Origin of the sequence: Namhaeicola litoreus (assembly GCF_042679565.1) — a bacterium.
In the GTDB taxonomy this organism is placed as follows: domain Bacteria; phylum Bacteroidota; class Bacteroidia; order Flavobacteriales; family Flavobacteriaceae; genus Namhaeicola; species Namhaeicola litoreus.
This window is the reverse complement of the sequence record NZ_JBHTMY010000003.1, coordinates 1,426,658-1,453,064: the sequence shown is the minus strand read 5'-3', so window position 1 is coordinate 1,453,064 and position 26,407 is coordinate 1,426,658. Positions and strand designations below refer to the sequence as shown.

The following is a 26,407-nucleotide window of genomic DNA, read 5'->3' as shown; positions in this document are numbered from 1 at the left end:
ATGATCAAAAAGATTTTACTTCCACTCGTGTGTTTAATTTCTATATCAGTATTGGCTCAAAAAGATACTATAAAGCTGAAAGATGATGGGATCTTGATAGGAGAGATTAAAGAATTAAAGCAAAGTGTCCTCAGTTTTAAAACGAGTTATAGCAAGAAGAATTTTCAAATTAAATGGCACGAAATAGCGGAAATTAGAAGCAACAGATACTTTATTGTTGAATTGGAAAATGGAACACGGATCTCAACGACAGTAAACAGTATTGATAACAATCCTGGAAAGGTAGATTTGTTTTCCGGTATGAATTCTTTTGAAGAGGAAATCGAAAATATTATCTTATTAAATCCAATTGGCAAGAATATGTTTAGTCGGCTTTCAATGGCCATTGATTTTGGATTAACCTTGACGAAGGCAAATAACCTGAAGCAAATAACCTCAAATATTTCTGGTAATTATACAGCGGATAAATGGTCATCAAGTGCTTATTACAAAATGGTATTAAGTAGACAAGATGGTATTGATGATGTTAGACGAATTGATGGAAATATTGATTTTTTGTACTTCCTGCCGAAAGAATGGTTTTTGGCTGTAGAGGCAGATTATTTGGGAAATGACGAGCAATTATTAGAAATGAGATCTACCTACAAAGTTGGAGGTGGATATTTTTTTTTAAAATCCAATGAGATGTACTTTGGCACCGGCACCGGTTTGGCTTATACCAATGAAAAGTATACAGATGGCGCTCCTACAAAACAAAGTTCAGAGATTTATGCAGGTCTAGGATTTAATAAATATGATATTGGTGATTTTAGTATAATGACTAATGCAGCCTATTACTATAGTCTCACTGAGAGTAATAGAAATAGATTAGACTTGAACCTCAATTTAATCTATGATTTACCTTATGATTTTTATATTAAAATGAGCTATACCTATAACTTTGATAGTCAACCCACAGAAGGAGCTGTAAAATCTGACTACGTAGCCCAAACCTCATTTGGGTGGGAGCTTAAACACTAGTTATTGTAATACTTTTTCTTGATTAAAAATATCTTTAACAGATCTGATATTCGAATCATTTTGATGTAAATACCTCCTACTGCCAAGGTATCGATCAGTGTTTGCTTTATCGTAATGTTCAGATTCAGGGTTAACGGAACTCAATCTAACCTGACTGGCAGAATGGATAAACTGACCATCATTATTGCCAAGCCAAATTCCCACATGCGTTACTCTTTGTTTTTTATCAGCGGTAGCTTTTGACCCAAAAAACATGAGGTCTCCTTTTTTTAGATTTTTAAAATCTAATCCGGGATCAACATCGAGACCCGCCATGATTTGTTGAGACGCATCTCTCGGGATAATAAATCCATTCATGAGATAAACTGTTTTTGTAAATCCGCTACAATCAACTCCTTTTGAAGAAGTACCTCCCCATAGATAGGGTGCCCCCATGAAATCTTTCGCATAACTTTCTATGAGTTCACCAGAAGGTTCTACAGAATCAAACCAATTGCGGAATAATTTAGCTTCTGCTTTTAAGACAAATCCTTTTCTTCCGTCAGGATATACCACATGATAACCTTCCTCAGTTTCTGAATTGTAATTGAGTACGCTACCCATGACAATATCACTCACTTTATTGTTTTGATTAAAATCTGTGTAAACATACCCTTCATGCTTAGTATAGATAATTTTAGAAGCGGCATTCCATTCAAAAAACAGCTTTTCATCCATTAATCTTATACCTCCGTGGTCAACCCATGAAAGATAATCATCTGGTGTTTGAACCAGATAAAAAGAGCCCTGTCTTTTTAAGACTTTTAGTGGAGTTCCTAACAACGCTTGAGTAGCTAATTCTGCTGAGTGCTTTGCTTCGGATCTGATATTTGCGACGGAATTATTTACGACGGCAAATGTAAAACCTTCTAACGTTGCATCAGGTAAAATTTTAATACTATCTGCAAACGATAAATTCTGCCTATGCAATTCTGCCTTTAGCGCTTCAGCGGCCTTTGGTAAATTTGTTTCGCCACTTATTAATAGTCCGTTTTTACCTTGTTCAACTTCAATATTGTAAAGTGCCACACGTTTATCGGGGGCAAAACTATTTTTAATACTGTCGTTTGTCTTTTCTGCAATAACCAATTTGGAATTGTTATTGCTGCAAGAGGCGATTAAAACGGAAATCAAAATATAGAGATATTTCATAGCATGAAAAAATTTGTACTTCAATATATTGGTTAAATTCTTTTTTCTATCCAGGTTTTTAAATCATAAAAATTTTGAGGTGCAACACCGTGTCCGACAGGATATTCTTTAAAAATATTAGGCACTTTTAAGCTGGTTAAGATATCTGGAGTTTTTCTTGCCCAATCTACTGGTATTACTTGATCTACAGTACCATGAGACACAAAGAAATCTAATTTTTTAATTTTCTCTGTATCTAAATTGTCATCAATTAATTCAGTGTTTAAATATCCGCTCAGAGCCAAGATGTAAGGAGTTTTATCAGGATGATTTAGCGCATAGGCCGAGCTTAAAATAGCTCCCTGACTAAAGCCAAGTAAGAAAATTTTATTTTCGTCTACTGAGTAGTTTTCCTTGATTTCCTCAATAAAGGTGTCGATTAGAGCTAAAGATCTTTTCGCTTCGGGTATATCAGAAAATTTATCTGCATTTTGATCAAAATGGATGGTGTACCAAGCATAGCTGTCAAATCCCAAAGAAAGAGGTGCTTGCGCGCTAACAATGAGCAATTCATCCGGCAATTCTGAGGCAAACGAAAACAAATCTTTTTCATTAGAGCCATAGCCATGTAAGAGTAATAGCAATGGTGCTTTACTTAATTCTGATTTTGGTTTTCTAACTAAATATTGAAGAGAATTCTGGCTCATATAATTAAAAAGGTAAAAGTGTTGAGGTCTAACATTGAGCCCGTAAAGAAAACACTTTTACCTTCGCTAAAAAAATATTAGCCTAAATTTTTAAACCATATTTGGAACTGTTCTCCTAATAATGGAATCGTTTTTTCTTTCCCTTGAACGGCATATACTAAGCCTAAAAGCCATAGTACAAAAACAGCGGGGGCGACAATTTTATAAAACAGAGAAATATCTACCATCGTACTAACAAGATTAAGGGCGAAAGCCAATAAAACCAAACCAAGTGCTTGCCTTATATGAAAGGCAGCAAATGAATTCTTTTTGTTTTGATTCATTACATAGGCGATTACTGTACCTATTAGAGTAATATAGCTAATAATAGCTATTGTTTTTCCTTCTTGAATGGTATTTTCCACTTCCATAATTATTCAGAATTGAGTTTAACATGCATTAAAGGTAAGCAAATACCAATGACTTTACAATCAAAAAATGGCAAGAATTACTGTGCAAGAACTATGTTGTTTTTATTGATAATTCCATAAACAGAACCTTTCATTTTCTGATTTTTAAAGATAGAATTCTTCGATGAAGATCTAATATTAGATGAGGTAAAAATGTATTCACTTTCTGGATTGAAAAGAGTCAAGTTAGCCGAATTGCCTTCTGCTATTTTAGAAGATGAAACGCCAAATACACTACGCGGTTTTTCTGTTAGTGCTGAAATTAAAGTTTCAAGAGGTAAAATTTTACACAAACTGCCAAATGCGCTCTCTAAACCAATTGTACCATAGAGAGCGTTTTCCATTTCAACTTTTTTGTTTTCAATGTCGATTGGATTATGATCACTGGTAATCATATCGATAGTACCATCTATAACTCCTTTAATAAGAGCCTTGCTGTCTGTCTTCGTACGTAAGGGTGGAGTAACTTTAAAATCTGGGTCAAAATCATGTAAAAACTCATCATTTAGGTTAAGGTGATGTGGTGTAACGCTACACGAAATATTCAAACCTTTTTTCTTTGCCTCCCGTATGAGTTTTACAGAATTTGCCGTTGAAATTGTTGGGATATGTAATTTACCTCCAGTGTATTCCAATAAAAAAAGATCGCGAGCAATTTGCAGTTCTTCTGCTAAAGAGGGTATAGATTTAAGTCCAAGCTTTGTGCTATTTACTCCTTCATTCACAAATCCATGTTGTGCTAGTTGGTTGTCTTGCGGAAAACTTATGACCAAACCGTCAAAATTTTGCGCATAAAGTAAGGCTACTTTTAACAAATTTGCATTGCTTAAAGATTTGTTATAATCTCCAAAAGCAATTGCGCCGGTCCTAAACATATCATACAACTCAGCTAATTCTTTTCCTTCGGCATTTATGGTGAGATTTCCAATAGGATATAAGTCTACGATTCCAAGATTTCCTTTATTTACTAGAAATTCTACCGCAGATTTATGATCAATTTTAGGATTGGTGTTTGGATTTAGTGCCACAGCAGTGAATCCACTTTTAGCAGCAACATCAATACCATTGTCGATGGTCTCTCGTTCTTCATAACCAGGCTCGGCAAAAGAGACGCTACTGTCAAACCAGCCATTTGATACATGTAAATTTTTATATGAAATTTCACGGATATTACCCTTTTTTTCTATGTTATCAGCGATTTGAATAATTATTCCTCTTTCGATTAGAACATCTTTTGTCTGACCATTAAACTGAGAATTTTTATCGATAATCTTGGCTGATTTTAGAAGTACATTCACTTTGTAGTATTTTTAAGAATAATCAATTTTTTACGAATTTCTGAATGAGCATTTCAGCGATGAGCAAAACCAAAACAAAAGTAATAAATAATTGCCATAAATTTTTGTCTTGGCCTTTTGCTTTCATCAACGAAAGTGCTTCATTTAAATCCTTACTGACGGTTATGTTCTGATTGTTTTTTTCTAATTCGGAAAAGTCAATTTTTCTAAAATAACTTTCACTTTTTGGGAAATTATAGGCAATTTCAAGAGAGGCCACATCTTTTTGCCGAACGGAATAGATTCCCGCTTTATTCGGTAGCTCGTTTGTCGTTAAAACTAACTCCTCATTTTGGCTTTTTTGAAGTGGTATGTAATCAAAATCATCTTTCGCTAAATGGTAAACTTCATCACTCTTAATGGGATTCTTAATGCTAATTTCATTTTGTTGACCTATTCTATAATATATATTATTTTGAGTATGATTTCTGATGGTAAAATTATAAAACAAAGGAACAATCAATGTCGAAGACGTTAGGTTGCTTTTTTCACTACTTAACGGGGAAGTAAAAATAAAGATCATACCGTTTCCAACATTCGATTTAGCTAAAAAGGGTGATCCATTCTCATATTTCATTAAGGAAATCGAATTTCTAAGAGAATTTTGAAAAGAGATTTGCGTTGAGGGATATGAGAAATTCTCCTCTCTCTTTTTAAAAACATTTTTAAAAAAGGGATCGTCATAATTGATTTCCGTAATTTTTAATTCTCGAGAAATCGTATCTCTGAAGCTTCCAATATTGAGTTGGTTCAGTAATTGGTTATAAGTTGGTTGATCAATATTTTCGTTAGGAATCAAGGCAATATTCCCACCATTGTATAAGTAATTAGATAAAACTTCTCTCAAATAAGCAGGTATAAACTCAAGTTCATTCAAGATAATTAAATCATAATTTTTTGCGTTTGTCGCCTCCCAATTATTTAATGTAATTTCATCAAAATCGAATTCTTTTTGGTGATATATTTTTTTAAGGTAATCTGTTTTGTTTCCTAAACTTAGAACCTTCAACTTTTCTTTTAAAGGAAATGAAAAATAGAAATCATTGTCAAAATCCAGACGACCATCTTCTAAAGTAATTTTTCCGCTAAAATTATCAATAGATTTAACAGTAAAACTGATATCTTCAAAACTGTTTTCTTTCACATTTGCTACTCTCTTCCCTTGAATTTCGTCATTGATCCAGAGTGTTACATTGATATCTTCTTTCTCAGACAATGCATTGTAAACTCTTGCTGTAAGTTGTAAATTATCGGGTGACTCAGATGTGGTCCAAATACTATCGACAAAAGCATTTCCAATATTTACTGGAATTAGTTCTACCAAATGATAGCTATTTGAAGTGTTTATTAAGTCAGAATCAAAAGTAAAAGACTGTAAATCAGATAAGATGATAATATTTTTTTGTACTTCTTTATTTGTCTCTATTTGATCGATGTGAAGATTAAGTTGTTCTTCATTACTTGAGCGGGTGGAATAGTCGAGGTCTAAAATTTTATCGTTCGTAAAGTTTTCCTTTTCTACCCCCTCGTTGGTAATTAAATATACTTCTTTACCCTTTAAGTTTTCGTATAATGTTTGTTTTGCTTGGCTAAAAAACTCTCCGGAAGGACCTTTAGCTTTCATACTTAAACTATTGTCTATGTAAATAATATCAACCTCTGGTATGGCATTTTTCTCAGAAGGGAAATAGGGTTGAGCAAAGGCTAATATCAGACAAGTAAGGGCGAGCAATCTCGTTATTAAAAGCAGCCATTTTTTTAGTTTTGATCGTTTTTGCGACTTTTCTTTGATTGCTTTTAGAAACTTTACATTGGTAAATTTAACAGTCTCAAATCGCTGTAAGTTAAAGAAGTGAAGAATAATAGGTATGAGCAATAGGAAAAGGCCAAAGAGGAGCGCTGGATTTCTAAAAAGCATACCGTTTATTTGTTCAGACCAAAGTTAAAAAAATAAACAGAAGGGTTTAAAAAAGCCGACTTAAAAAATCGGCTTTTAGAATATATTATTTTACGGTCAAATCTTTTGCATTTTTCACTTTTTGCTTTAAAAGTGCTAAATCTATGACTTCTTTCATTTCTTTGACATAGTGAAAAGTAAGTCCTTTTAAATAGCTCTCTTTGATATCATTAATATCTTTTAAGTTTTGCTCGCTTAATATTATTTCTTTGATGTTCGCTCTTTTGGCGGCTAATATTTTCTCCTTAATTCCACCTACAGGCAATACTTTTCCTCTCAAAGTAATTTCACCTGTCATGGCCAAGTTAGCCTTAACCTTTCTTTGCGTTAAAGTAGATACCAAAGAGGTGAGCATTGTAATACCAGCACTCGGTCCATCTTTTGGTGTTGCCCCTTCTGGCACGTGAATGTGAATATTGTAATTCTCAAACATTTTTGGATCGATCTTTAATTCATCGGCATTGGCTTTGATATACTCCAAAGCAATTTGTGCAGATTCTTTCATCACTTTACCAAGGTTTCCGGTTATAGAAAGCATTCCTTTCCCTTTCGATAAAATTGATTCAATAAATAAAATATCTCCACCCACACTTGTCCATGCAAGTCCGGTTACTACCCCGGCCTTTTCATTATTTTCGTATTTATCTCTTTCTAAATGAGAAGGGCCTAAAATGGTTTCGATATCATCATTAGTCAACTTCACCTGATAAGTTTCTTCCATGGCGATTGATTTGGCTGCGTAACGAACAACTTTCGCAATTTTTTTCTCCAATCCTCGTACCCCAGATTCTCGGGTATATCCAGTAATGATTTTTTCGAGCTGAGATTTACCAACTTTTAAATCTTTCGCCGTTAAACCGTGTTCTTTTAGTTGCTTTGGAAGCAAATGTCTTTTCGCGATTTCTATCTTTTCTTCAACCGTATAGCCTGTCATTTCAATAATTTCCATTCGGTCACGCAAAGCCCAAGGAATATCTGCAAGGCTATTGGCAGTAGCGATAAACATTACTTTAGAAAGATCATAGCCAACTTCCAAATAATTATCGTAGAATGAAGTATTTTGTTCCGGATCGAGGACTTCCAACATAGCCGAAGAGGGGTCTCCTTGGTGACTCATTCCTAATTTATCAATTTCGTCGAGAACAAAAACCGGATTAGAGCTTTTTGCCTTTTTAATATTGTGGATGATCCTTCCTGGTAGTGCACCAATATAAGTTTTTCTATGACCTCTGATTTCTGCTTCATCCCTTAATCCACCTAAAGACATCCTTACATATTCACGTCCGAGTGATTCCGCAACAGATTTTCCTAAAGACGTTTTTCCAACTCCCGGAGGACCATACAAACAAATAATAGGAGATTTCATGTCTCCCTTTAATTTTAACACGGCCAAATGCTCAATAATTCGTTCTTTCACTTTTTCTAATCCAAAATGATCCCTATCTAGAATTTTTTGAGCTCGTTTAAGATCAAATTTATCTTTTGTGTATGTTTCCCAAGGTAACTCTAATAAAAGATCTAAATAATTTCTTTGAATCGAATATTCGGCTACCTGAGGATTCATCCTTTGCAGACGACCTAATTCTTTATGGAACAGTTCTTCAACTTCTTTATTCCATTTTTTCTTTTTGGCTAACAAACGCATTTCCTCCAATTCTTCATCATAAGAAACACCTCCAAGTTCTTCTTGAATCGTTTTCATTTGTTGATGTAGGAAATACTCGCGCTGTTGTTGATCCATATCCTCCCTAACCTTAGATTGAATATCATTGCTCAATTCTAACCGTTGTAATTCAACATTCATTTTCTTTAATGTCTCGAAAGCACGGTCTTTTAAATTACTGATATTCAATAGTTTTTGTTTTCCAGAGGTATCTAGATTTAGATTGGAGCACACGAAATTTACCAAAAATGCACTACTTTGAATATTTTTTATAGCAAATGATGCTTCACTTGGAATGTTTGGATTCTCTTTAATGATTTTTAAGGCCAAATCTTTAATAGAATCTATAATGGCCGAAAATTCTTTGTCGTTTTTTTTCGGAATCACGTCTTTAATCTCCTTACTACTTGCAACAAGGTATGGCTCTTCTTTAAGAAGGGTATCTATTTCAAAACGCTTTTTACCTTGCAGAATTACCATTGTATTACCATCGGGCATTTTGAGCATTTTTAAAATATTGGCAACTGTTCCAATTTTATAAATATCATTGATACCCGGATTTTCAATCGTTTCATTTTTTTGCGCTACTACACCTATGGGTTTATTTGCTTTGTGAGCATCTTTAACCAATTTAATGGATTGGTCACGACCAGCAGTAATAGGAACAACAACTCCCGGAAAAAGCACAGTGTTTCTTAAAGGTAAAATAGGTAATTCTGAAGGGACATCTTCATTTTTCATCGCTTCTTCATCTTCCGGAGACAATAGTGGAATTAATTCAGACTCTTCATCAATCATATGCTGAAGTGACAAATTGTCAATATTTAAGAATTTTGGATTATTCATAGTTTATCTAAGTCAATTTGGCATTTTTTCAAACAAATTCATTTAGTATTTCCTTATATTTAATTCGTAATAAACTGAAATACAGTGCATTGAAAATGCGCAGATTTTTATTTTAAAAAGTAGGTTCAATTAACATGCCATTCATCAATTGCATGGGGTCATAGCTGTGTTAATTATTATGCAAAGGTCAGTTAAAATTATTTAATTTTAGAATGATTGTTATAAAGAGATATAAAATAGCTAGGTTATATTTTTTGGTCAAAAATATTTTTGAAATTTTTATTCTAAGTGTAACAAAACATATAAGAGGTGGTCTTTTTAACAGAATTAACTAATTGAAAGCAAATAGTGAACATATAAATCAGCTCATTGCCGGTTGTAGGAAGAGCGATAAAAAATGTCAGTTCGAATTGTATCAACAATACTATAAGGCAATGTATAATACAGCTTTGAGAATTGTGAACGATGAGTTTGAGGCAGAAGATATTATGCAAGAAGCATTTATGAATTGTTTTACTAAAATAGATACATACAAAGGTGAAGTCGCATTTGGAGCTTGGTTAAAAAAAATTGTGATCAATAAAAGTTTGACCAGTTTGAAGAAAATAAAGAAAAAGAGTGAAGTACAGCTAAAAGACTTAGAATATAAATTAAAAGATACTACAGATGAACAAATGGGCGTTGCGGAAGATGAAATAAATGATCAAGTAAAAATGATACAGCGTGCTGTGGGAGATTTACAAGAAAATTATAGAGTCGCTCTTCAGTTAAGTTTATTTGAAGGGTATGATAATGAAGAAATTGCCGAGATAATGCAAATATCAAACGAGAATTGCAGAACGACCATATCTCGAGCCAAAACAAAATTGAGACAAGCATTACAACATTCAACGCTGGTCTATTAAATTTAAAAATTATGAAAAATAATTTAGAAGATTTTATTCAACAAAACAGAGCGCTTTTTGATCGTGAAGAACCACCTGTGGGACATTTTGAAAGATTTCAAAATAGATTAGATAAACCTACTAAAGGAGGCTCATTTAAAGGTGTAATTAAAATTTTGCCTTGGTTGATGGCCGCGGCCTCTATTTTACTCTTGGTTTTTGTTTCTACCCTTAATATAAATGACACTAAAAACGCTGGAGTAGAACTAGCAGAAGTTTCGCCCGAGATGAAAGAAACACAAGGTTTTTTTGAATCGACCATTAGAAAGGAAATTGCTCTAATAGAAAAAGCGAAAAATCCTGAAAACCAAAAAATTATTGAGGATGGATTTGAACAATTGAATAAACTAGAGGAAAACTACCAAAAATTGACTTTAGAATTAAAAGAAAGTGGCGAGAATAAACGCGTAATTTTTGCCATGATTACAAATTTTCAACAGCGAATAGAGGTTTTGCAAACCATTCTGTTGCAATTGGAAGAATTGGAAAATTTTAGTAAAGAAACCGAATTAAATAAAGCTTAATCCTAAACAAAATGAAAAATAATATGTACAAATGGTTTGTTATTTTAATGATCGCTCCTATGATAACCTGGGCTACAAACCCCAAAGGAAAGATCGATAAAAGCAAAACAATAAAAAAAGAATTTTCTGTAAGTGCAAATGCCTTGGTGAAAATTGATAATAAGTTTGGTAACCTCGACGTGGTGACCTGGAACGAGAATAGAGTAGTAATAGAAATTACAATTACGGTTAACGGAAATAATGAATCAAAAGTAGCAGATCAATTAGAAAATATAGATGTGCAGTTTAGTAATTCTCAAAATGAAGTTTATGCGAAAACCGTCATTCAGAAATCAAATTCGGGCTGGTGGGGATCGAATAACAATATGAGTTTTGAGATCAATTATAAGGTGAAAATGCCTGTTACGAATATGGCCGATTTCACTAATGATTATGGAAGTATTTCTTTGAACGAATTAAAAGGGAAAGCGGATATTAATTGCGACTATGGAAAGATAATTATTGGCTCACTACATCACGATAATAATAGTATCAATATTGATTATACCAATAATTCAACCATAGAGTTTATGAATGGCGGATCGATTAATGCCGATTATTCAGGATTTACCGTTGATAAAGCAAAGAAGATTGATTTGAATGCGGATTATACGAGCTCTTCTTTTGAGAATATTGAAAACCTTACTTTTAATTGTGATTATGGAAGTTTATCTGTTGAAAACGGAAATAGAATAAATGGCAATGGAGATTATTTAACAATGAAATTTGGAACAATTTACAAAGTAATAAAAATTAATGCAGACTATGGTGGAATCAGAATAGATCAATTAAAAGCCGGCTTTGAAACTGTAGATATTAATGCCGATTATACAGGCGTTAAGATGAACGTAGATGCTGCCAGTACATTTAAGATCATTGTAAAAACTTCTTATGGCGGATTTAGTTATGACGATGATTTTATTCAGTTTGATAAGAAAATTGATAAAAATAATTCTAAATACTACGAAGGTTTCGCAGGAAATAATAATGCATCTTCCTCCATACAAATTGAAACAGGATACGGAAGTATAAAAATTTATAAAAACTAAATCAACCTAAAACAATGAAAAAATCAATACTATTCATCGCAGCAATTTTAATTTTTTCTAACGCCATTGCACAAAATTGGAATAAAGTAAAGGGAAACGGAAATGTTATAAAAGTAAATAGATCGGTTGGACCTTTTGAAGCCGTAGAAGTGTCGGGCTCCTTTGACGTCTTTCTCGTTGAAGGAAAAGAAGGAGAGATGACCATCGAGGGTGATGAAAATTTAATGGAATATTTGGAAACAGATGTTAATAATGGTGATTTAAAAATCAAATGGAAAAAAGGTTATAATATTAGCACAAGAAATAGTTTTGTAATTCATCTTTCTGTAGAAGAAATTAATCACCTGAGTTTATCGGGTTCTGGGAAAATTGAGAGTAAAGTTACGTTGAGAGGGGATGATTTTAGCACCTCAGTATCGGGCTCTGGTGATATGGATATAGTGCTAGAAACCAATGAGCTCAAAGTAGCAGTGTCAGGTTCAGGAAATATGGATCTTCAAGGTACTGCAAATCAATTTGAGGCATCTGTTTCAGGCTCGGGAGATATCGACGCAAAAAATCTGAAATGCAAGATAGCCAACATGAAAATTTCAGGATCTGGAGGTGTAAATTTAGATGTTTCGGATGAACTTATCGCACGTGTTTCCGGATCTGGAGATATTCGTTACAAAGGGAACCCTGCTAAACAAGATGTAAAGGTAAGTGGCTCTGGAGATATAACTAAAATGTAATCAATATCTTAACCTTAAAATGAATAAGGATTCACAACTGTGAATCCTTATTTTTTTGTTAAATTTTGAAATAAAGTGTAACAACTTTGAGGTTTAATAGTCTTATAATCAAAAGTAATATGTAATACATAGTACCATAAGTGTCTAACAAAATTTAACCCCAATAAAATGAAAAATTTAATCCTAACCAGCTTCTTAATTGTAAGTTTTACAATTTCTGCACAGTTTATTGAAAACCGAACTTTTAACTTTGGAAATACCCTAAAATATAGCCAAAAAGCTATCACAAATATGTCTCATAATTTCATGCAATCTATCCTTGAAGTTGATGAAGTGGAAGAAGATGAGCCCTTTGATTTTGACATAAAAAAATATTTGCCATTGGGGTTTAATCCATATGTAGTTGCACATTTAACATATACTAGTATTGCAGGAATCTTTGAAGAAGAAGATGAGAAATTTGACTTTGATACAAAGGCCTATTTACCAGAAAACTTTAATACTGCAAAGAATGCTTCTCTCGATGCTGCTTATGCTGAGGTGAATCAAGAACCAGATGCCACTTTCGACTTTGATACAAAATCATATTTACCTGTAGTTTTTGATCCTTTTGAAAATGCAGAAGCTTTAAAGAAGTATCGTGAATACAGCAACATTTCCTTTGATTTCGATTTGGAAGAAAATCAATTGAGTTATGTTAAATAAAATGAATTAATAAAAAAGGTGTCTATACAAAAATGCGGATCTAATTTTAGATCCGCATTTTTTATTTAAAATTTCGATAACCTGATGTTAACTCGAAGACGTGTTTTAATATATTTTGATCATGCTTGGTAAAGACTTCATTTTTTCTATTCATTACTCGTTCTACTGTAGCAAAAGCTTTTTCAATCGTGTAAGTTGTATACCCTTTTGATCCACCCCAAGAAAAAGAAGGAATAAAGTTTCTCGGAAAATCACTTCCAAAAATATTGGCGCTTACCCCAACAACAGTACCTGTATTGAACATGGTGTTAATCCCACATTTTGAGTGATCTCCCATAATTAATCCACAAAATTGCAGACCGGTATTCACAAATCGATTCTCTTCATAATTCCAAGATTTTACTGTACTGTAATCATTTTTTAAATTAGAATTGTTTGTGTCGGCACCAATATTACACCATTCACCAATGACTGAATTGCCCAGATAGCCATCATGTCCTTTGCTGCTATTTCCTGATAGAATTACGTTGTGAACCTCGCCTCCAATTTTGCTTTTAGGGCCAACCGTTGTGGCACCATATACCTTTGATCCCATTTTTACTACACCGTGTTCAAGAATAGCAAAAGGACCGCGGATGGCAGTACCTTCCATAATTTCACTGTGTTTACCTAAATATATGGGGCCTTTTGAAGCATTTAAAATGGCAAAATCAATACTAACACCTTCTTCCAAAAAAATAAGTTCCTTATTGATGCATTGGACATTTTTTGGGATGGGTGCCGATTTCCTGCCTTCTGTCAATAGTTCAAAGTCAGATTTCAATGCAACTTCATTGAATTCAAATAAATCCCAAGTATTTTTAAGTATGACTAGGTTTTCTTCGAAATGTATTTTTTCAAACTCTTCAAAATTAATTTCTTGATCTTCTTTTGAAAAAAAGGCAATGATTTCATCTTTGTATAAAATCATTTGATTTTCTGAAAGTTCAAATATAGTTTCAATTAATTTCGAATTTGGTAATACGGCCGCATTGATAAGCACATTTTGCTCAAGTTCTACCAATGGAAATTTTTCAGATAAATAATCTTCTGTAATTGTTGTTGTTGTACTTCCCAAAAGTTTCTCCCATTTTTCTCGAATTGTCAAAATACCAATTCGAAGGTCTGCAACCGGTTTGGTATAGGTAAGGGGGAGAAGTCCGGGGCGTGAGGGGCCATCGAACAGTATATAATTCATTTGTTTTTATTTTTTCAAATCGGAATTCTATCAATTGTCTGAATCTAATCCAATTTGTTTGAGTTTGTTTACATTATATGTACAATCAATTATATCTTAAAAATTTTGTTGATCGTAAAAAAGTCAAATTTATGTAAATCTTATTCATAAATTACCTTTTTAAAAATTATTCTTAGAACCAATTTGCTCGACAATGGCATTTTTTATATATGTTTCGAAAAAATATGAAAGTTAACTTTTGTACATGTCTTAATTTTTAAAATTAAGGAGAAACATATTGAATATGTTTAAGAAGATGAATTAGGAGGTTAAAAAACCACCCCGAAGGGTGGCAAATAGAAAACTATTTGTTCGAGGGGGGAAATTAACCCGATCGTCCAGCTTTCTCATTGTAATAACTTTTTTTTATGAAATAAATTGTTTCAGTGACGCTTAATCTATTTTTGTTCTTAACCTAAGAATCTGTAACTTTAGAATTAAAATAATGCAGAATTATGAGTTATTATATTCTTAAAAATCTAAAGAATATCACTTTTGAAAATGCAAAGCAAAAGGTGATTGAGGCACTAAAAACAGAAGGTTTTGGGGTGCTGACAAATATTGATATCAAAAATACATTCAAAAACAAACTGGATGTAGAGGTGAGACCCTACGAAATTTTAGGAGCGTGCAATCCTAATTACGCTTATAAAGCTTTACAAAATGATAGTAAGCTAGGTGTATTTCTGCCATGTAACGTAATTTTGGAGCAATTAGAAGACGGCTCGATAGATGTTTTTGCGGTAGATCCAATTTCAGCAATGGCTTCGGCAAACAATTCAGAAGTCGAAGGGTTTGCTATAGATGTAAAGAAAAAATTACAAAATATGATGAATAATTTATAAGTTGATTTATTTCAATCGTAATGTGTAAATTTGCCGGTTATGAATAAAATAGTCGGCATTTTATTTTTTATATCTTTTTTAATTGTCTGTCAGCAAATGATCGGCCAAGAAAAGGAATTTGAAAGAGCACTTGAACCTCCAACAAGATCTTATCAGTTCGGCAATGATTTTCTAAAACCAACGCCAGTAGCATTGTCAGCGATAAAGATGGAGGATGGTTTATTTACTAGATTCAATCAAGATTTTTACCAATCAAATTTAGTTTATGATCCTGTAAGAGACCCAAAAAGATTGCTATATAATACGGGTGTTTTTATCGGTGGAGCTGTTGTAACTTTTGGAGTACTTTGGGTTTTGCCTGAAAGTTTTACCAATTGGGATAAAGATCAAATGAGGGAGGATGGAATTTTTTCTAGATGGAAAGAAAATGTAAGTGCCGGCCCTATTTGGGATAGCGATGATTTCTTTTTTAATTGGATTGCACACCCATGGGCTGGAGCGGTTTACTATATGGCAGCAAGAGGAAGTGGATTTAATCCATGGGAATCCTTTGCCTATTCAACAATTATGTCTACTTTTTTATGGGAATACGGTGTAGAGGCTTTTGCTGAAGTGCCTTCTTGGCAGGATATTCTTATTACTCCTACCGTTGGTTCTGTCTTTGGAGAAGTATTTTATCATTGGAAAGGTAAAATAGTGAGAAACGACAGAAGAGTTCTGAATTCAAAGTTTTTGGGAGGTGCTTGCCTTATTGTAATGGATCCTTTTAATGAATTTTTGGATGCTGTTGGTGTAGAAACAAAGCATAAGGTTCAAACGTTTTCTGCAATTATGCCTATACAATACGATTTTGTAGATAAGAAACAAGTTTGGGGATTGTCTGCAGTAATCAACTTTTAAAAAAAAGGAGCTCGAGGCTCCTTTTTTTATTTCTATCTTGTTAAATACATCTTTCTTCTAGCATACAACTCGTAAAATTGATCGTCTTTTAAATTATCTATAAACAAAATACTTTCACCGGTAGACTTCATTTCTGGTCCAAGGTTTTTATTTACGTTTGGAAATTTGTTAAAAGAAAATACGGGTTGTTTAATGGCATATCCTTCTAGTTGAGGATTGAAATCAAAATCTGTGACCTTGTTTACACCCAGCATTACTTTTGTTGCATAATTTACATAAGGTTCATTATAAGCTTTAGAGATAAACGGCACTGTTCTAGAAGCTCTAGGATTAGCTTCGATAATGTACACAGTATCATCTTTTATAGCAAATTGGATATTAATAAGACCTACTGTATTTAAGGCAACGGCAATTTTTTTAGTATGGTCTGTAATCTGTTGCATTACAAATTCACCTAAATTAAAAGGGGGTAAGGTTGCATTAGAATCACCAGAATGAACTCCACATGGTTCTATATGTTCCATAATACCAATAATGTACACATTTTCTCCATCGCAAATGGCATCGGCTTCAGCCTCGATCGCCCCATCCAAATAATGATCTAATAAAAGAACATTGTTCGGAATTTTTCTTAAAATATCTATTACGTGTTCTTCTAATTCTTGTTTATTAATGACGATTTTCATTCCTTGCCCTCCTAATACATAACTGGGTCTAACCAAAATTGGAAAATCTAATTTATCGGCAACCGCCTGCGCTTCATCTGCTGTAGTTGCTGTTCCGAATTGTGGATAAGGAATTTCTAATTTTTGGAGTAATGTTGAGAATCTGCCTCTGTCTTCAGCTAAATCCAGAGCTTCAAAACTAGTTCCAATAATTTTTATGCCGTATTTATTGAGTTTTTCTGCCAATTTCAAAGCAGTTTGCCCACCTAACTGAACAATTACACCCTCTGGTTTTTCATGCTGAATGATGTCGTAAATGTGTTCCCAAAAAACAGGTTCAAAATAAAGTTTATCCGAGATGTCAAAATCGGTAGAAACAGTTTCCGGGTTACAATTAATCATGATTGTTTCATAACCACATTCTCTCGCAGCCAGTACACCGTGTACACATGAATAATCAAATTCAATTCCTTGTCCGATCCTGTTCGGACCAGAACCTAAAACAACAATTTTTTTCTTGTCTGTAACAATACTTTCGTTTTCAGAAAACTCTTTTCCATCTACAATCATATTGCTTTCAAAGGTTGAGTAGTAATAGGGTGTTTCTGCAGCGAATTCTGCTGCACATGTATCTACTAATTTGTAAACTCTTTTAATGTCTTCTGCGGATCTCTTGTCATAAACTTCACTCTCATAGCAATTTAGCATATGAGCGATTTGTCTGTCGGCGAAACCTTTTTGCTTGGCTTCTAATAAAAGTTCTTTTGGTAACGAAGCTAAATTGTTATATGAAGAAATTTCTTTTTCTAGTAAATAGAGTTCTTCGTATTGTCTTAAGAACCACATATCTATTTTGGTAATTTCATGAATTCTTCTCAAAGGAATTCCCATCTGAATAGCGTCATAAATTACAAAAACTCTGTCCCAACTTGCATGCTGAAGTTTTGAAATAATGCTGTCGTAATTCTTTATTCCTTTACCATCTGCTCCTAGACCATTTCGGCTAATTTCAAGTGATTGTGTAGCTTTGTGAAGTGCTTCTTGAAAAGACCTACCAATCCCCATCACTTCTCCAACTGATTTCATTTGTAATCCTAAAGTTCTATCCGATCCTTCGAACTTATCAAAATTCCATCGAGGAATTTTAACGATAACATAATCTAGGGTGGGTTCAAATAAAGCTGAGGTATTTTTTGTGATTTGGTTTTTTAATTCATCTAAGGTGTAACCAATGGCTAATTTAGCAGCAATTTTTGCGATTGGATATCCTGTCGCTTTAGAGGCTAGTGCGGATGATCTCGATACCCTTGGGTTGATCTCTATTGCCACGATATCCTCTTTTTCATCCGGACTTACCGCAAACTGAACATTACAACCCCCGGCGAAATCTCCAATAGATCGCATCATCAATATAGCCATATCTCTCATCCTCTGGAAAGTAGTGTCGCTCAAAGTCATGGCAGGGGCAACAGTTATAGAGTCTCCTGTATGAATTCCCATCGGATCCATATTTTCTATGGTACAGATAATAACTACATTATCATTTTTATCTCTTAAAAGCTCTAATTCGTATTCTTTCCATCCCATTAAAGCTTTGTCTATCAATACTTCATGGATTGGAGAAGCTTCTAGCCCACGTTGTAATAAATGATCAAAATCCTCTTTTTTGTAAACGATTGAAGCACCACTTCCGCCAAGCGTATAAGAGGGTCTGATAACAAGAGGGAACCCATATTCTTGAGCAATTTCTTTACCCTCTAAGAATGATGTGGCAATGGTTGATGGTGCCTGACCAATACCAATTTTATCCATCAATTCTCTAAACTGGTCTCTATCTTCTGTAATCTCAATAGCATTAATATCAACGCCTATTAGTTCAACCCCAAAATCTTTCCAAATTCCTTTATCATTAGCTTCTATACATAAATTTAAAGCGGTTTGTCCACCCATAGTAGGAAGCACGGCATCAACCTTATGCTTTTTTAAGACTTCAATGATTGATTTTGTTGTTAGCGGTTTTAGGTATACATGATCGGCCATTTGAGGGTCGGTCATGATAGTTGCCGGATTGGAATTAATGAGAATGATCTCTATTCCTTCTTCGCGTAAAGACCTAATGGCCTGCGTTCCTGAGTAGTCAAACTCACAAGCTTGTCCGATAATAATTGGACCTGAACCGATAATTAAGATTGATTTTAGGGAATTATTCTTTGGCATTTTTAAAATTTTAGTTCTGCAAATTTACAATAGTTTTTTACTTTACGTGTAGATATAAAAAAAGGTGTCACTTAAAAAGTAACACCTTCTATATCGTTGATTTATAACATCAATTATTTCTTTGGACCTGGATCTGAAGAAACAGAAAGTCTCTTTCTTCCTTTAGCTCTTCTTCTCGCTAAAACTTTTCTTCCATTAACACTAGCCATTCTTTCTCTGAACCCGTGTTTGTTCTTTCTTTTTCTTTTTGATGGTTGGAATGTTCTTTTCATTATCTTTAAATCTTTATAATTGGCTTTAGCTCAGTATTCGTCAAAAGTGCGGCAAATATACAAAGAGTTTTATATCTGACAAAAAGGAATTGAAAAATATTTTTAGAATATAGAAAAGCCCTTATTTTACCGTATTTTTGTTAAAATATTTAACCGAAAGATGATGAAATATACTGAACCCATGCTAAGAGAAGGCAGTCTAGCCGATAAAGTAATTATTGTAACCGGAGGAGGAAGTGGCTTGGGAAAAGCGATGTCAACTTACTTTTTGCAATTAAAGGCAAAGGTTGTCATAACTTCAAGGGATATAGAAAAATTGCAAAAAACGGCCAAAGAAATGGAAGAATCTACAGGAGGAGAGGTTTTGGCTGTTCAATGCGACGTGAGAAATTATGACGAAGTTGAAGCCATGTTGGAAAAAACATTAGCTCATTTTGGTAAAGTTGATGGATTATTGAATAATGCCGCAGGAAATTTTATCAGTCCTACTGAGAGATTATCTGCAAATGCTTTTGATACAATTATCGATATTGTTCTCAAAGGAACAAAGAATTGCACATTAGCTTTAGGAAAGCATTGGATTAAAATAAAACAAGAAAAAGCAACAGTTCTTAATATTGTTACAACTTATGCATGGACAGGTTCTGCTTATGTTGTTCCTTCTGCAACTGCGAAAGCAGGTGTTTTAGCTATGACAAGGTCGCTAGCCGTTGAATGGGCGAAATACGGTATGAGATTTAACGCGATCGCACCAGGACCTTTTCCGACCAAAGGGGCTTGGGATCGACTTTTACCTGGCGATTTAAAGGATAAGTTTGACATGAAAAAGAAAATCCCACTTAAAAGAGTAGGAGAACATCAGGAGCTTGCAAATTTGGCTGCGTACTTGATGTCAGATTTTTCTGCTTTTGTCAACGGTGAGGTGGTTACCATTGATGGTGGTGAATGGCTTCAAGGCGCTGGAGAATTCAATATGCTTGAACAAATTCCTCAAGAAATGTGGGATATGCTAGAAATGATGATAAGAGCAAAGAAAAGTAAATAGATTCTTTTTACTCATCCATTTGACTTTGTGTGGCTTAGCTTAGGCATTAAACAATGCCTAAAAGTAGCATACCATTGTTAAAAACTTCATTTTAATACCTCACAAATAATTGTATTTTTACAGCTTGAAATATCGCGAGATTTAATGGGAAAAATAATAGCAATTGCCAATCAAAAAGGAGGAGTAGGGAAAACTACAACATCTGTAAATTTAGCTGCTTCATTAGGTGTTTTAGAGAAGAAAGTATTGCTTGTAGATGCAGATCCTCAGGCAAATGCTACATCTGGTTTAGGTATTGATGTGGACAAAGTAGAATTAGGTTCTTATCAGGTATTAGAACACACTATATCTGCTCGTGAATCGATTATTTCAACTGGATCACCGAATGTAGATTTGATTCCTGCCCATATCGATTTGGTGGCTATAGAAATAGAACTGGTTGATAGAGATGAAAGAGAGTATATGCTTCGTAAAGCATTGCAACCCATAAAAAATGATTATGATTTTATTCTCATTGATTGTGCCCCCTCTTTGGGACTGATAACCTTAAATGCGCTTACAGCGGCAGACTCAGTGATTATTCCAATTCAGTGTGAATATTATGCCCTCGAAGGTTTGGGTAAATTATTAAATACCATTAAAAGTGTTCAGAAAGTGCATAATCCGGATTTAGATATTGAAGGTATGTTACTCACTATGTTTGATTCTCGACTTAGATTGAGCAATCAGGTGGTAAATGAAGTAAAGAAGCATTTCAATAATATGGTTTTTAAAACCATTATACAACGAAATATTAGATTGGGTGAAGCGCCTAGTTATGGAGAAAGCATTATTGCTTACGATGCAACAAGTAAGGGGGCTGTAAATTATATCAATTTAGCTCATGAGGTAATTAAAAAGAACAGTTTGAATGGCTAAAGCAGAAAAGAAACAAGCATTAGGTAGAGGATTATCGGCGCTTTTGAAAGATACCAGCGATGATATCATGTCTGTAAAAGATAAGAATGCCGAAAAATTAGTTGGAAATATTTTAGAGATTGAACTCAGTGCAATAGAAGAAAATCCTTTTCAGCCAAGGACAAATTTTAATGAAGAAGCGCTAAATGAACTAGCGGCCTCAATAAAAGAATTAGGAGTTATTCAACCAATTACAGTTAGAAAACTTTCAGGGAATAAATTTCAATTGGTTAGTGGTGAACGCAGATTTAGGGCCTCAAAAAAAATAGGAGCAACCACGATTCCAGCTTATATAAGAATTGCCAACGACCAGGAAATGCTCGAAATGGCTTTGGTTGAAAATATTCAACGAAGTGATTTGGATCCTATAGAAATTGCTTTGAGTTATCAACAATTAATTGAGGAAATTAAGCTTACGCAAGAAGAATTGAGCAAAAGAGTTGGTAAGAACAGAACAACGGTTACTAATTATTTGAGATTGCTCAAATTAGACCCAATTATTCAGACAGGTATTCGAGATGGGTTTTTAACAATGGGTCATGGAAGGGCATTGATCAACATTGAAAACCAAAATATTCAATTAGAAATCTATAAACAGATTATTGAAAATAATTTATCCGTGCGTCAAACTGAAGAACTCGTCCGCAATAGTAGAGATGGAAAAAAATCCTCTAAAAAAGGTTTGTCGAACAAAGAAACACCAGATTTTATCAAAGAATCTGAGCAAGAGATCAATGATTTTTTTGGTCAAAAAGTAGAGTTTAAACTTTCGGGAAACAACAAAGGAAAATTAGTCATTCCCTTTCATTCTAAAGAAGATTTTTTGCGAATCAAAAAATTACTTAAGTAAATGAATGCCTCGGCAAATAAGGCTTTTTTATGCTTGTTTTTAATAACAAATGCATTGCTGAGTCAAGAGAAGATTGCCGATGTCAATATTGTTTCAGATTCTATTCAAATTGGTGAATCCATCGATCCACTTTCTCCTGCAAGAGCTGCTTTTTATTCTGCTGTATTGCCTGGATTAGGACAGGCCTACAACAAGAAATATTGGAAAATCCCCATTGTGTATGGTGCTATAGGAACAGGAGTTTATTTTTACAGCTGGAATAAAAATGAATTAGACCGTTATAAAACAGCATACAATCAAAGAATTAACGGTTTTCCGGATGAATTTAACGGAGAAGATGGTAATCCTTTTATTTCTGAAGATGGTTTAGTAAGAGCGCAAAATGTGTACATAAAAAATAGAGATCTCTCTTTGTTCATTACGTTGGGGTTGTATGCGCTAAATATTATTGAAGCCAATGTTGATGCGCATTTAGATGATAGAGCCTTTAATAAAAACCTATCTTTGAAACCTAGTTTTTATTATGATCCTTTGCAAAATAGCACTGTTACTGGAATTTATATCAAATATGATTTTAACTAACTCTTTACCATGAAAATAGCATTATTAGGTTACGGAAAAATGGGAAAAGTGATTGAAAGAATCGCTTTAGAACGCGGACATGAAATTGTTTTAAAAATAGATAAAGATGATAGAGATTACGATATAAAGGGTGCGGATGTGGCAATCGATTTTAGTGTTCCATCGGCAGCATATTCAAACCTTAAGAAATGCATAGAAAATGGTGTGCCAGTAGTTTGCGGTACAACTGGTTGGTTGGATAAATATGATGATATTGTCCGTTTTTGTCAAGAAAAAAATGGAGGGTTAATCTATGCTTCAAATTTTAGTATCGGTGTTAATTTATTTTTTAAGCTCAATGAATATTTGGCAAAATTAATGAATGGTATACAAGGTTATGATGTGTATATGGAAGAAATTCACCACACACAAAAACTAGATGCACCAAGTGGTACAGCGATTACTTTGGCAGAACAAATTATCAAAAACTCCAACAAAACCGGTTGGAATATTGAGGTTCCAGTTGAAGAGGAGATTTATATAGACGTAAAAAGAGAAAATGAAGTGCCAGGTACGCATACGGTAACCTATAAATCTAATGAAGATATTATTTCTATCCAGCATAAAGCACAGAGCAGAGAAGGCTTCGCATTAGGTGCGGTACTTTCGGCAGAGTGGTTAAAAGGAAAGAAAGGTGTTTATAGTATCCAAGATGTTTTAAATATTGAAATGTAACAAAAGCGCCTTTCATCATACAAATACATAATCATTTAAATTTTCAGTACATGACCTTCACACAGTGGTTCATATTTTTTCTTCTAATTCAAATCTTACATTTTTTAGGAACATGGAAGCTCTACATTAAAGCAGGAAGAAAAGCTTGGGAAGCTGCAATTCCAATTTATAATGCAGTTGTTTTAATGCAAATTATCAACCGTCCAAAGTGGTGGGTTATCTTGTTGTTTTTTCCTATTATCAACTTGTTGATGTTTATGGTGATTTGGGTGGAGACGATCAGGAGTTTTGGTTTTCATACGACAAAAGATACTGTTCTGGTTATCGCTACTCTGGGTTTTTATATTTATTATATTAATTATTTTACTGATGCTAAATATATTGAGGACAGAAGCTTAAAACCCAGGACTTCTGCCGGAGAGTGGATTAGTTCTATTGTTTTTGCAATTATTGCAGCCACTTTTGTGCACACTTATATTATGCAACCCTATACCATACCGACTTCTTCCTTAGAGAAGTCGTTGTTGATTGGAGACTTTTTGTTCGTGAGTAAATTTCATTATGGTGCAAGGGTGCCTATGACAACGATCGCGGCACCGATGGTACATGACACTTTGCCCCTGTTAAAAACAAAATCATATCTTAAAAAACCTCAATTACCTTATATTCGAATACCTGGTTTTCAAAAAATTAAACGAAACGATATAGTTGTTTTCAGTTGGCCTGTAGATACAGTTGAGTTTTTCTTTCAGCGAACAGATAAAAAGATTAGGAAACCCATTGATAAGAAATCGAACTATGTGAAGCGTTGTGTAGGAATAGCTGGAGATAGTTTATCCATAATCGATGGTATTATTTACATCAATGGCAAAGAATCGATTATGCCTGATAGAGCAAAACCACAATACTATTATGATGTGAACACAGGTGGAAATACAATCAATGTAAATTTGCTAAAAAACAAATACCATATTAGGGAAGGTGGTCGATTGGCTGATGGAAATTATGTGTTGAATTTATCCGATGAGGATGCCCAGGCTTTGTCCAAAAACCCTACAGTTCAGTCTATGAAAAAGCGATTGGCGCCTAAAGGTGAGACTGAAAATGTTTTTCCAAATGTACTTGGTTTAAACTGGAACAAAGATAATTTTGGCCCGATATATATTCCTGAAAAGGGCAAAACAGTTAGTCTATCTAAAGAGACCTTACCGTTCTACAAACAAATCATAACAGAATATGAGAAAAATGATTTACAGGTATCAGGAGATAAAATATTTATTAATGGAGAAGTTGAAAACTCATATACATTTCAGCAGGATTATTATTGGATGATGGGGGATAACCGTCACAATAGCGAGGATTCTCGTTATTGGGGCTTCGTACCTTTTGATCATGTTGTTGGGAAACCTGTTTTTATCTGGTTTAGTTGGAATAGTGACGGAAAAGGTTTAGAAAAAGTGAGATGGGGAAGATTATTTACAACTGTTCATGGAAATGGTAAGCCCTATTCTTTTTTCTATTGGTTCTTAGGTTTTGTTGCGATTTGGTACGGATATTCTAAATTTAAAGACAAGAAAAAACAATCAAAATAATGTTTCCGGTTTTACAACCTACTTACTTTTCACCTATTATTCAATTTGTAGCCATAGCCAAATACAAAGAGTTTTGGTTTGAATTGGAAGATAATTTTCAAAAACAAACATATCGAAATAGATGTTATGTTTTTGGCGCCAATGGAAATTTATTGCTAAATCTTCCTATAGTTCATGAACACAGTGGGCAGCGACAAAAAACAAAGGAGGTAAAACTTGATCCACAGAATAATTGGCAACTATTACATAAAAAATCCTTGGAAGCAGCCTACCGTTCTTCACCTTATTTTGAGTTCTATGAAGAAGAAATCAATCTGGTTTTTGAAAAGAAATACACCTATTTGATTGATCTTTTGCTAGACACCAATGAAGTGATTTCTGAAGCTTTAGAATTGAATTCAATCATTCATAAAACAAAACATTTCGAGATAGAATATGCAAAAGATCTGCGCATTATGTCAAATGCAAAATTAAAGCAAGATTTTAAATTCGAATCTTATCATCAGGTGTTTTCAGATAAACATGGTTTTCTTGCTAATCTAAGTATATTGGATCTGTTATTCAATGAAGGACCAAATAGCCTTGATTATCTGCTCAAACACAGCCATTTATTGTCATAAAAAAAGCCCGTAAAAACGGGCTCAAACTAAAATATTAAGCTATTAAATTATTCTTTGGCAGACTTTTTAGAGTATTTCTGTTTATTCAATTCGTCTTGTAGTTCTCTTCTTACTTTTTGTTCGCGTTCTATGGAAACACGTTTATAATTTTCAAACTCCTCTTCGGTTTCTGCTAAGGTCTTCTGCGCGAGTTTAGTGACTTTATTACTTTCTTTAAAACGATAAATAAAGAAAAGTAATAAACCTAATAATCCAAAAATTAACGAATACATTATTGTGTTGTACAGACCTTTTGTCATAGGTACTCCAAAGCCCGTTATATTATCCTTTTCGTTTGTAATTTCAACCAAGTTATCATTAGTTGTTTTAAGGTTATCTTTTAGTGATTTAATTTCGTCTAATTGACTTTTTATAACTTTATCAGATTCTACAATTTGTTTATTGAGTAACAATAAACTATCCAGCACATTTGCTTTCAGTTTGTTGAAACTGGTAATTTTGATCACCTTATACTCTTGATACTTACCTGATTTATTATACAAATAATCAAATTGACCCTCAATTGCACCTTGCTCTAAAGTCGCAGATGGCTCATCATCTTGGGCGAATACTGTAAATGTTGATAGTAAAATTAATAAAAGGAATAGCCTTTGAGAAAATTTCATTCTGTAATTGTTAAATGTTAATGTCAAAAATATATTTCGCTTTATATAGCAAAACCCTTAAATATC

25 protein-coding genes are annotated in these 26,407 nt (G+C 33.7%); 15 read left to right on the top strand and 10 right to left on the bottom strand.

All coding sequences use genetic code 11. The features are described 5' to 3' along the window. Positions 1-1,020: a DUF481 domain-containing protein gene (locus ACFQ39_RS13690; protein ID WP_377179878.1), complete on the top strand. Its 1,020-nt coding sequence runs from the start codon at positions 1-3 to the stop codon at positions 1,018-1,020. On the opposite strand, the gene ACFQ39_RS13685 is transcribed toward ACFQ39_RS13690, so the two are convergent. The 6 genes from ACFQ39_RS13685 to lon all read right to left on the bottom strand — a co-directional run bounded on the left by ACFQ39_RS13685 (position 1,021) and on the right by lon (position 9,149). Next, entirely contained in the window at positions 1,021-2,211 is a 1,191-nt protein-coding gene (locus ACFQ39_RS13685) for a C40 family peptidase (RefSeq protein ID WP_377179876.1), read from the bottom strand. 32 nt (positions 2,212-2,243) lie between these two features. Continuing rightward, the gene (locus ACFQ39_RS13680; RefSeq protein WP_377179874.1) at positions 2,244-2,897 is read right to left on the bottom strand and encodes an alpha/beta hydrolase; all 654 of its coding nucleotides are present in this window, start codon (positions 2,895-2,897) and stop codon (positions 2,244-2,246) included. A gap of 77 nt (positions 2,898-2,974) precedes the next feature. Then, on the bottom strand, positions 2,975-3,307 hold the full coding sequence (locus tag ACFQ39_RS13675) for a DUF4870 domain-containing protein (protein ID WP_377179872.1): 333 nt from the start codon (positions 3,305-3,307) through the stop codon (positions 2,975-2,977). 77 nt (positions 3,308-3,384) lie between these two features. Next, positions 3,385-4,644, bottom strand: coding sequence for a dihydroorotase (locus ACFQ39_RS13670; protein ID WP_377179870.1), 1,260 nt, complete (start codon positions 4,642-4,644; stop codon positions 3,385-3,387). 22 nt (positions 4,645-4,666) lie between these two features. Further along, positions 4,667-6,601 (bottom strand): BatA domain-containing protein, encoded by a 1,935-nt coding sequence (locus ACFQ39_RS13665; RefSeq protein ID WP_377179868.1) that lies wholly within the window; start codon positions 6,599-6,601, stop codon positions 4,667-4,669. Between the two features lie 85 nt (positions 6,602-6,686). Next, a complete protein-coding gene (gene lon, locus ACFQ39_RS13660) occupies positions 6,687-9,149 on the bottom strand; it encodes an endopeptidase La (RefSeq protein ID WP_377179866.1) in 2,463 nt (820 codons plus the stop codon). Positions 9,150-9,484: 335 nt separating this feature from the next. On the opposite strand from lon, the gene ACFQ39_RS13655 reads away from it, so the two are divergent. The 5 genes from ACFQ39_RS13655 (at position 9,485) to ACFQ39_RS13635 (ending at position 13,141) form a co-directional block, all read left to right on the top strand. Then, complete coding sequence (locus ACFQ39_RS13655; protein WP_377179864.1) at positions 9,485-10,054, top strand: RNA polymerase sigma factor; 570 nt, start codon at positions 9,485-9,487, stop codon at positions 10,052-10,054. Between the two features lie 11 nt (positions 10,055-10,065). Then, positions 10,066-10,617 carry a DUF4179 domain-containing protein gene (locus ACFQ39_RS13650; protein WP_377179862.1) on the top strand — a complete coding sequence of 184 codons (552 nt, stop codon included), beginning with the start codon at positions 10,066-10,068 and terminating at the stop codon, positions 10,615-10,617. Between the two features lie 11 nt (positions 10,618-10,628). Then, positions 10,629-11,705 (top strand): hypothetical protein, encoded by a 1,077-nt coding sequence (locus ACFQ39_RS13645; protein WP_377179860.1) that lies wholly within the window; start codon positions 10,629-10,631, stop codon positions 11,703-11,705. A gap of 14 nt (positions 11,706-11,719) precedes the next feature. Beyond that, the gene (locus ACFQ39_RS13640; RefSeq protein WP_377179858.1) at positions 11,720-12,436 is read left to right on the top strand and encodes a head GIN domain-containing protein; all 717 of its coding nucleotides are present in this window, start codon (positions 11,720-11,722) and stop codon (positions 12,434-12,436) included. 168 nt (positions 12,437-12,604) lie between these two features. Continuing rightward, positions 12,605-13,141, top strand: a complete 537-nt coding sequence (locus ACFQ39_RS13635; protein ID WP_377179856.1) for a hypothetical protein — start codon at positions 12,605-12,607, stop codon at positions 13,139-13,141. Between the two features lie 61 nt (positions 13,142-13,202). Here the strand turns inward: ACFQ39_RS13635 and ACFQ39_RS13630 are convergent, their stop codons facing one another. Further along, positions 13,203-14,378: a GlmU family protein gene (locus ACFQ39_RS13630; RefSeq protein ID WP_377179854.1), complete on the bottom strand. Its 1,176-nt coding sequence runs from the start codon at positions 14,376-14,378 to the stop codon at positions 13,203-13,205. A gap of 494 nt (positions 14,379-14,872) precedes the next feature. On the opposite strand from ACFQ39_RS13630, the gene ACFQ39_RS13625 reads away from it, so the two are divergent. Both ACFQ39_RS13625 and ACFQ39_RS13620 read left to right on the top strand, forming a co-directional pair. Beyond that, the gene (locus ACFQ39_RS13625) at positions 14,873-15,262 is read left to right on the top strand and encodes a DUF302 domain-containing protein (RefSeq protein ID WP_377179852.1); all 390 of its coding nucleotides are present in this window, start codon (positions 14,873-14,875) and stop codon (positions 15,260-15,262) included. A gap of 39 nt (positions 15,263-15,301) precedes the next feature. After that, positions 15,302-16,162: a DUF3943 domain-containing protein gene (locus ACFQ39_RS13620; protein ID WP_377179850.1), complete on the top strand. Its 861-nt coding sequence runs from the start codon at positions 15,302-15,304 to the stop codon at positions 16,160-16,162. Between the two features lie 32 nt (positions 16,163-16,194). Here ACFQ39_RS13620 and carB read toward each other — a convergent pair whose 3' ends face one another. Both carB and rpmH read right to left on the bottom strand, forming a co-directional pair. Then, the gene (gene carB / locus ACFQ39_RS13615) at positions 16,195-19,044 is read right to left on the bottom strand and encodes a carbamoyl-phosphate synthase large subunit (protein WP_377179848.1); all 2,850 of its coding nucleotides are present in this window, start codon (positions 19,042-19,044) and stop codon (positions 16,195-16,197) included. A gap of 113 nt (positions 19,045-19,157) precedes the next feature. Then, complete coding sequence (gene rpmH / locus ACFQ39_RS13610; protein WP_377179845.1) at positions 19,158-19,316, bottom strand: 50S ribosomal protein L34; 159 nt, start codon at positions 19,314-19,316, stop codon at positions 19,158-19,160. Positions 19,317-19,479: 163 nt separating this feature from the next. Between rpmH and ACFQ39_RS13605 the strand changes: the two genes are divergently transcribed. The 7 genes from ACFQ39_RS13605 to ACFQ39_RS13575 all read left to right on the top strand — a co-directional run bounded on the left by ACFQ39_RS13605 (position 19,480) and on the right by ACFQ39_RS13575 (position 25,676). After that, on the top strand, positions 19,480-20,361 hold the full coding sequence (locus ACFQ39_RS13605; protein WP_377180029.1) for an SDR family oxidoreductase: 882 nt from the start codon (positions 19,480-19,482) through the stop codon (positions 20,359-20,361). A gap of 144 nt (positions 20,362-20,505) precedes the next feature. After that, positions 20,506-21,279, top strand: a complete 774-nt coding sequence (locus tag ACFQ39_RS13600) for a ParA family protein (RefSeq protein ID WP_377179843.1) — start codon at positions 20,506-20,508, stop codon at positions 21,277-21,279. Continuing rightward, entirely contained in the window at positions 21,272-22,168 is an 897-nt protein-coding gene (locus tag ACFQ39_RS13595) for a ParB/RepB/Spo0J family partition protein (protein ID WP_377179841.1), read from the top strand. The genes ACFQ39_RS13600 and ACFQ39_RS13595 overlap by 8 nt, the downstream gene beginning before the upstream one ends. Then, positions 22,169-22,750 carry a DUF5683 domain-containing protein gene (locus ACFQ39_RS13590; RefSeq protein ID WP_377179839.1) on the top strand — a complete coding sequence of 194 codons (582 nt, stop codon included), beginning with the start codon at positions 22,169-22,171 and terminating at the stop codon, positions 22,748-22,750. Positions 22,751-22,759: 9 nt separating this feature from the next. Continuing rightward, positions 22,760-23,464: a 4-hydroxy-tetrahydrodipicolinate reductase gene (gene dapB / locus ACFQ39_RS13585; protein ID WP_377179837.1), complete on the top strand. Its 705-nt coding sequence runs from the start codon at positions 22,760-22,762 to the stop codon at positions 23,462-23,464. Between the two features lie 50 nt (positions 23,465-23,514). After that, positions 23,515-25,056 (top strand): signal peptidase I, encoded by a 1,542-nt coding sequence (lepB, locus tag ACFQ39_RS13580; protein ID WP_377179835.1) that lies wholly within the window; start codon positions 23,515-23,517, stop codon positions 25,054-25,056. Further along, positions 25,056-25,676 (top strand): WbqC family protein, encoded by a 621-nt coding sequence (locus ACFQ39_RS13575; protein WP_377179833.1) that lies wholly within the window; start codon positions 25,056-25,058, stop codon positions 25,674-25,676. Before lepB ends, ACFQ39_RS13575 begins: the two co-directional genes overlap by 1 nt. A gap of 47 nt (positions 25,677-25,723) precedes the next feature. Here the strand turns inward: ACFQ39_RS13575 and ACFQ39_RS13570 are convergent, their stop codons facing one another. Next, on the bottom strand, positions 25,724-26,341 hold the full coding sequence (locus tag ACFQ39_RS13570) for a tRNA (guanine-N1)-methyltransferase (RefSeq protein WP_377179831.1): 618 nt from the start codon (positions 26,339-26,341) through the stop codon (positions 25,724-25,726). Positions 26,342-26,407 lie beyond the last annotated feature (66 nt).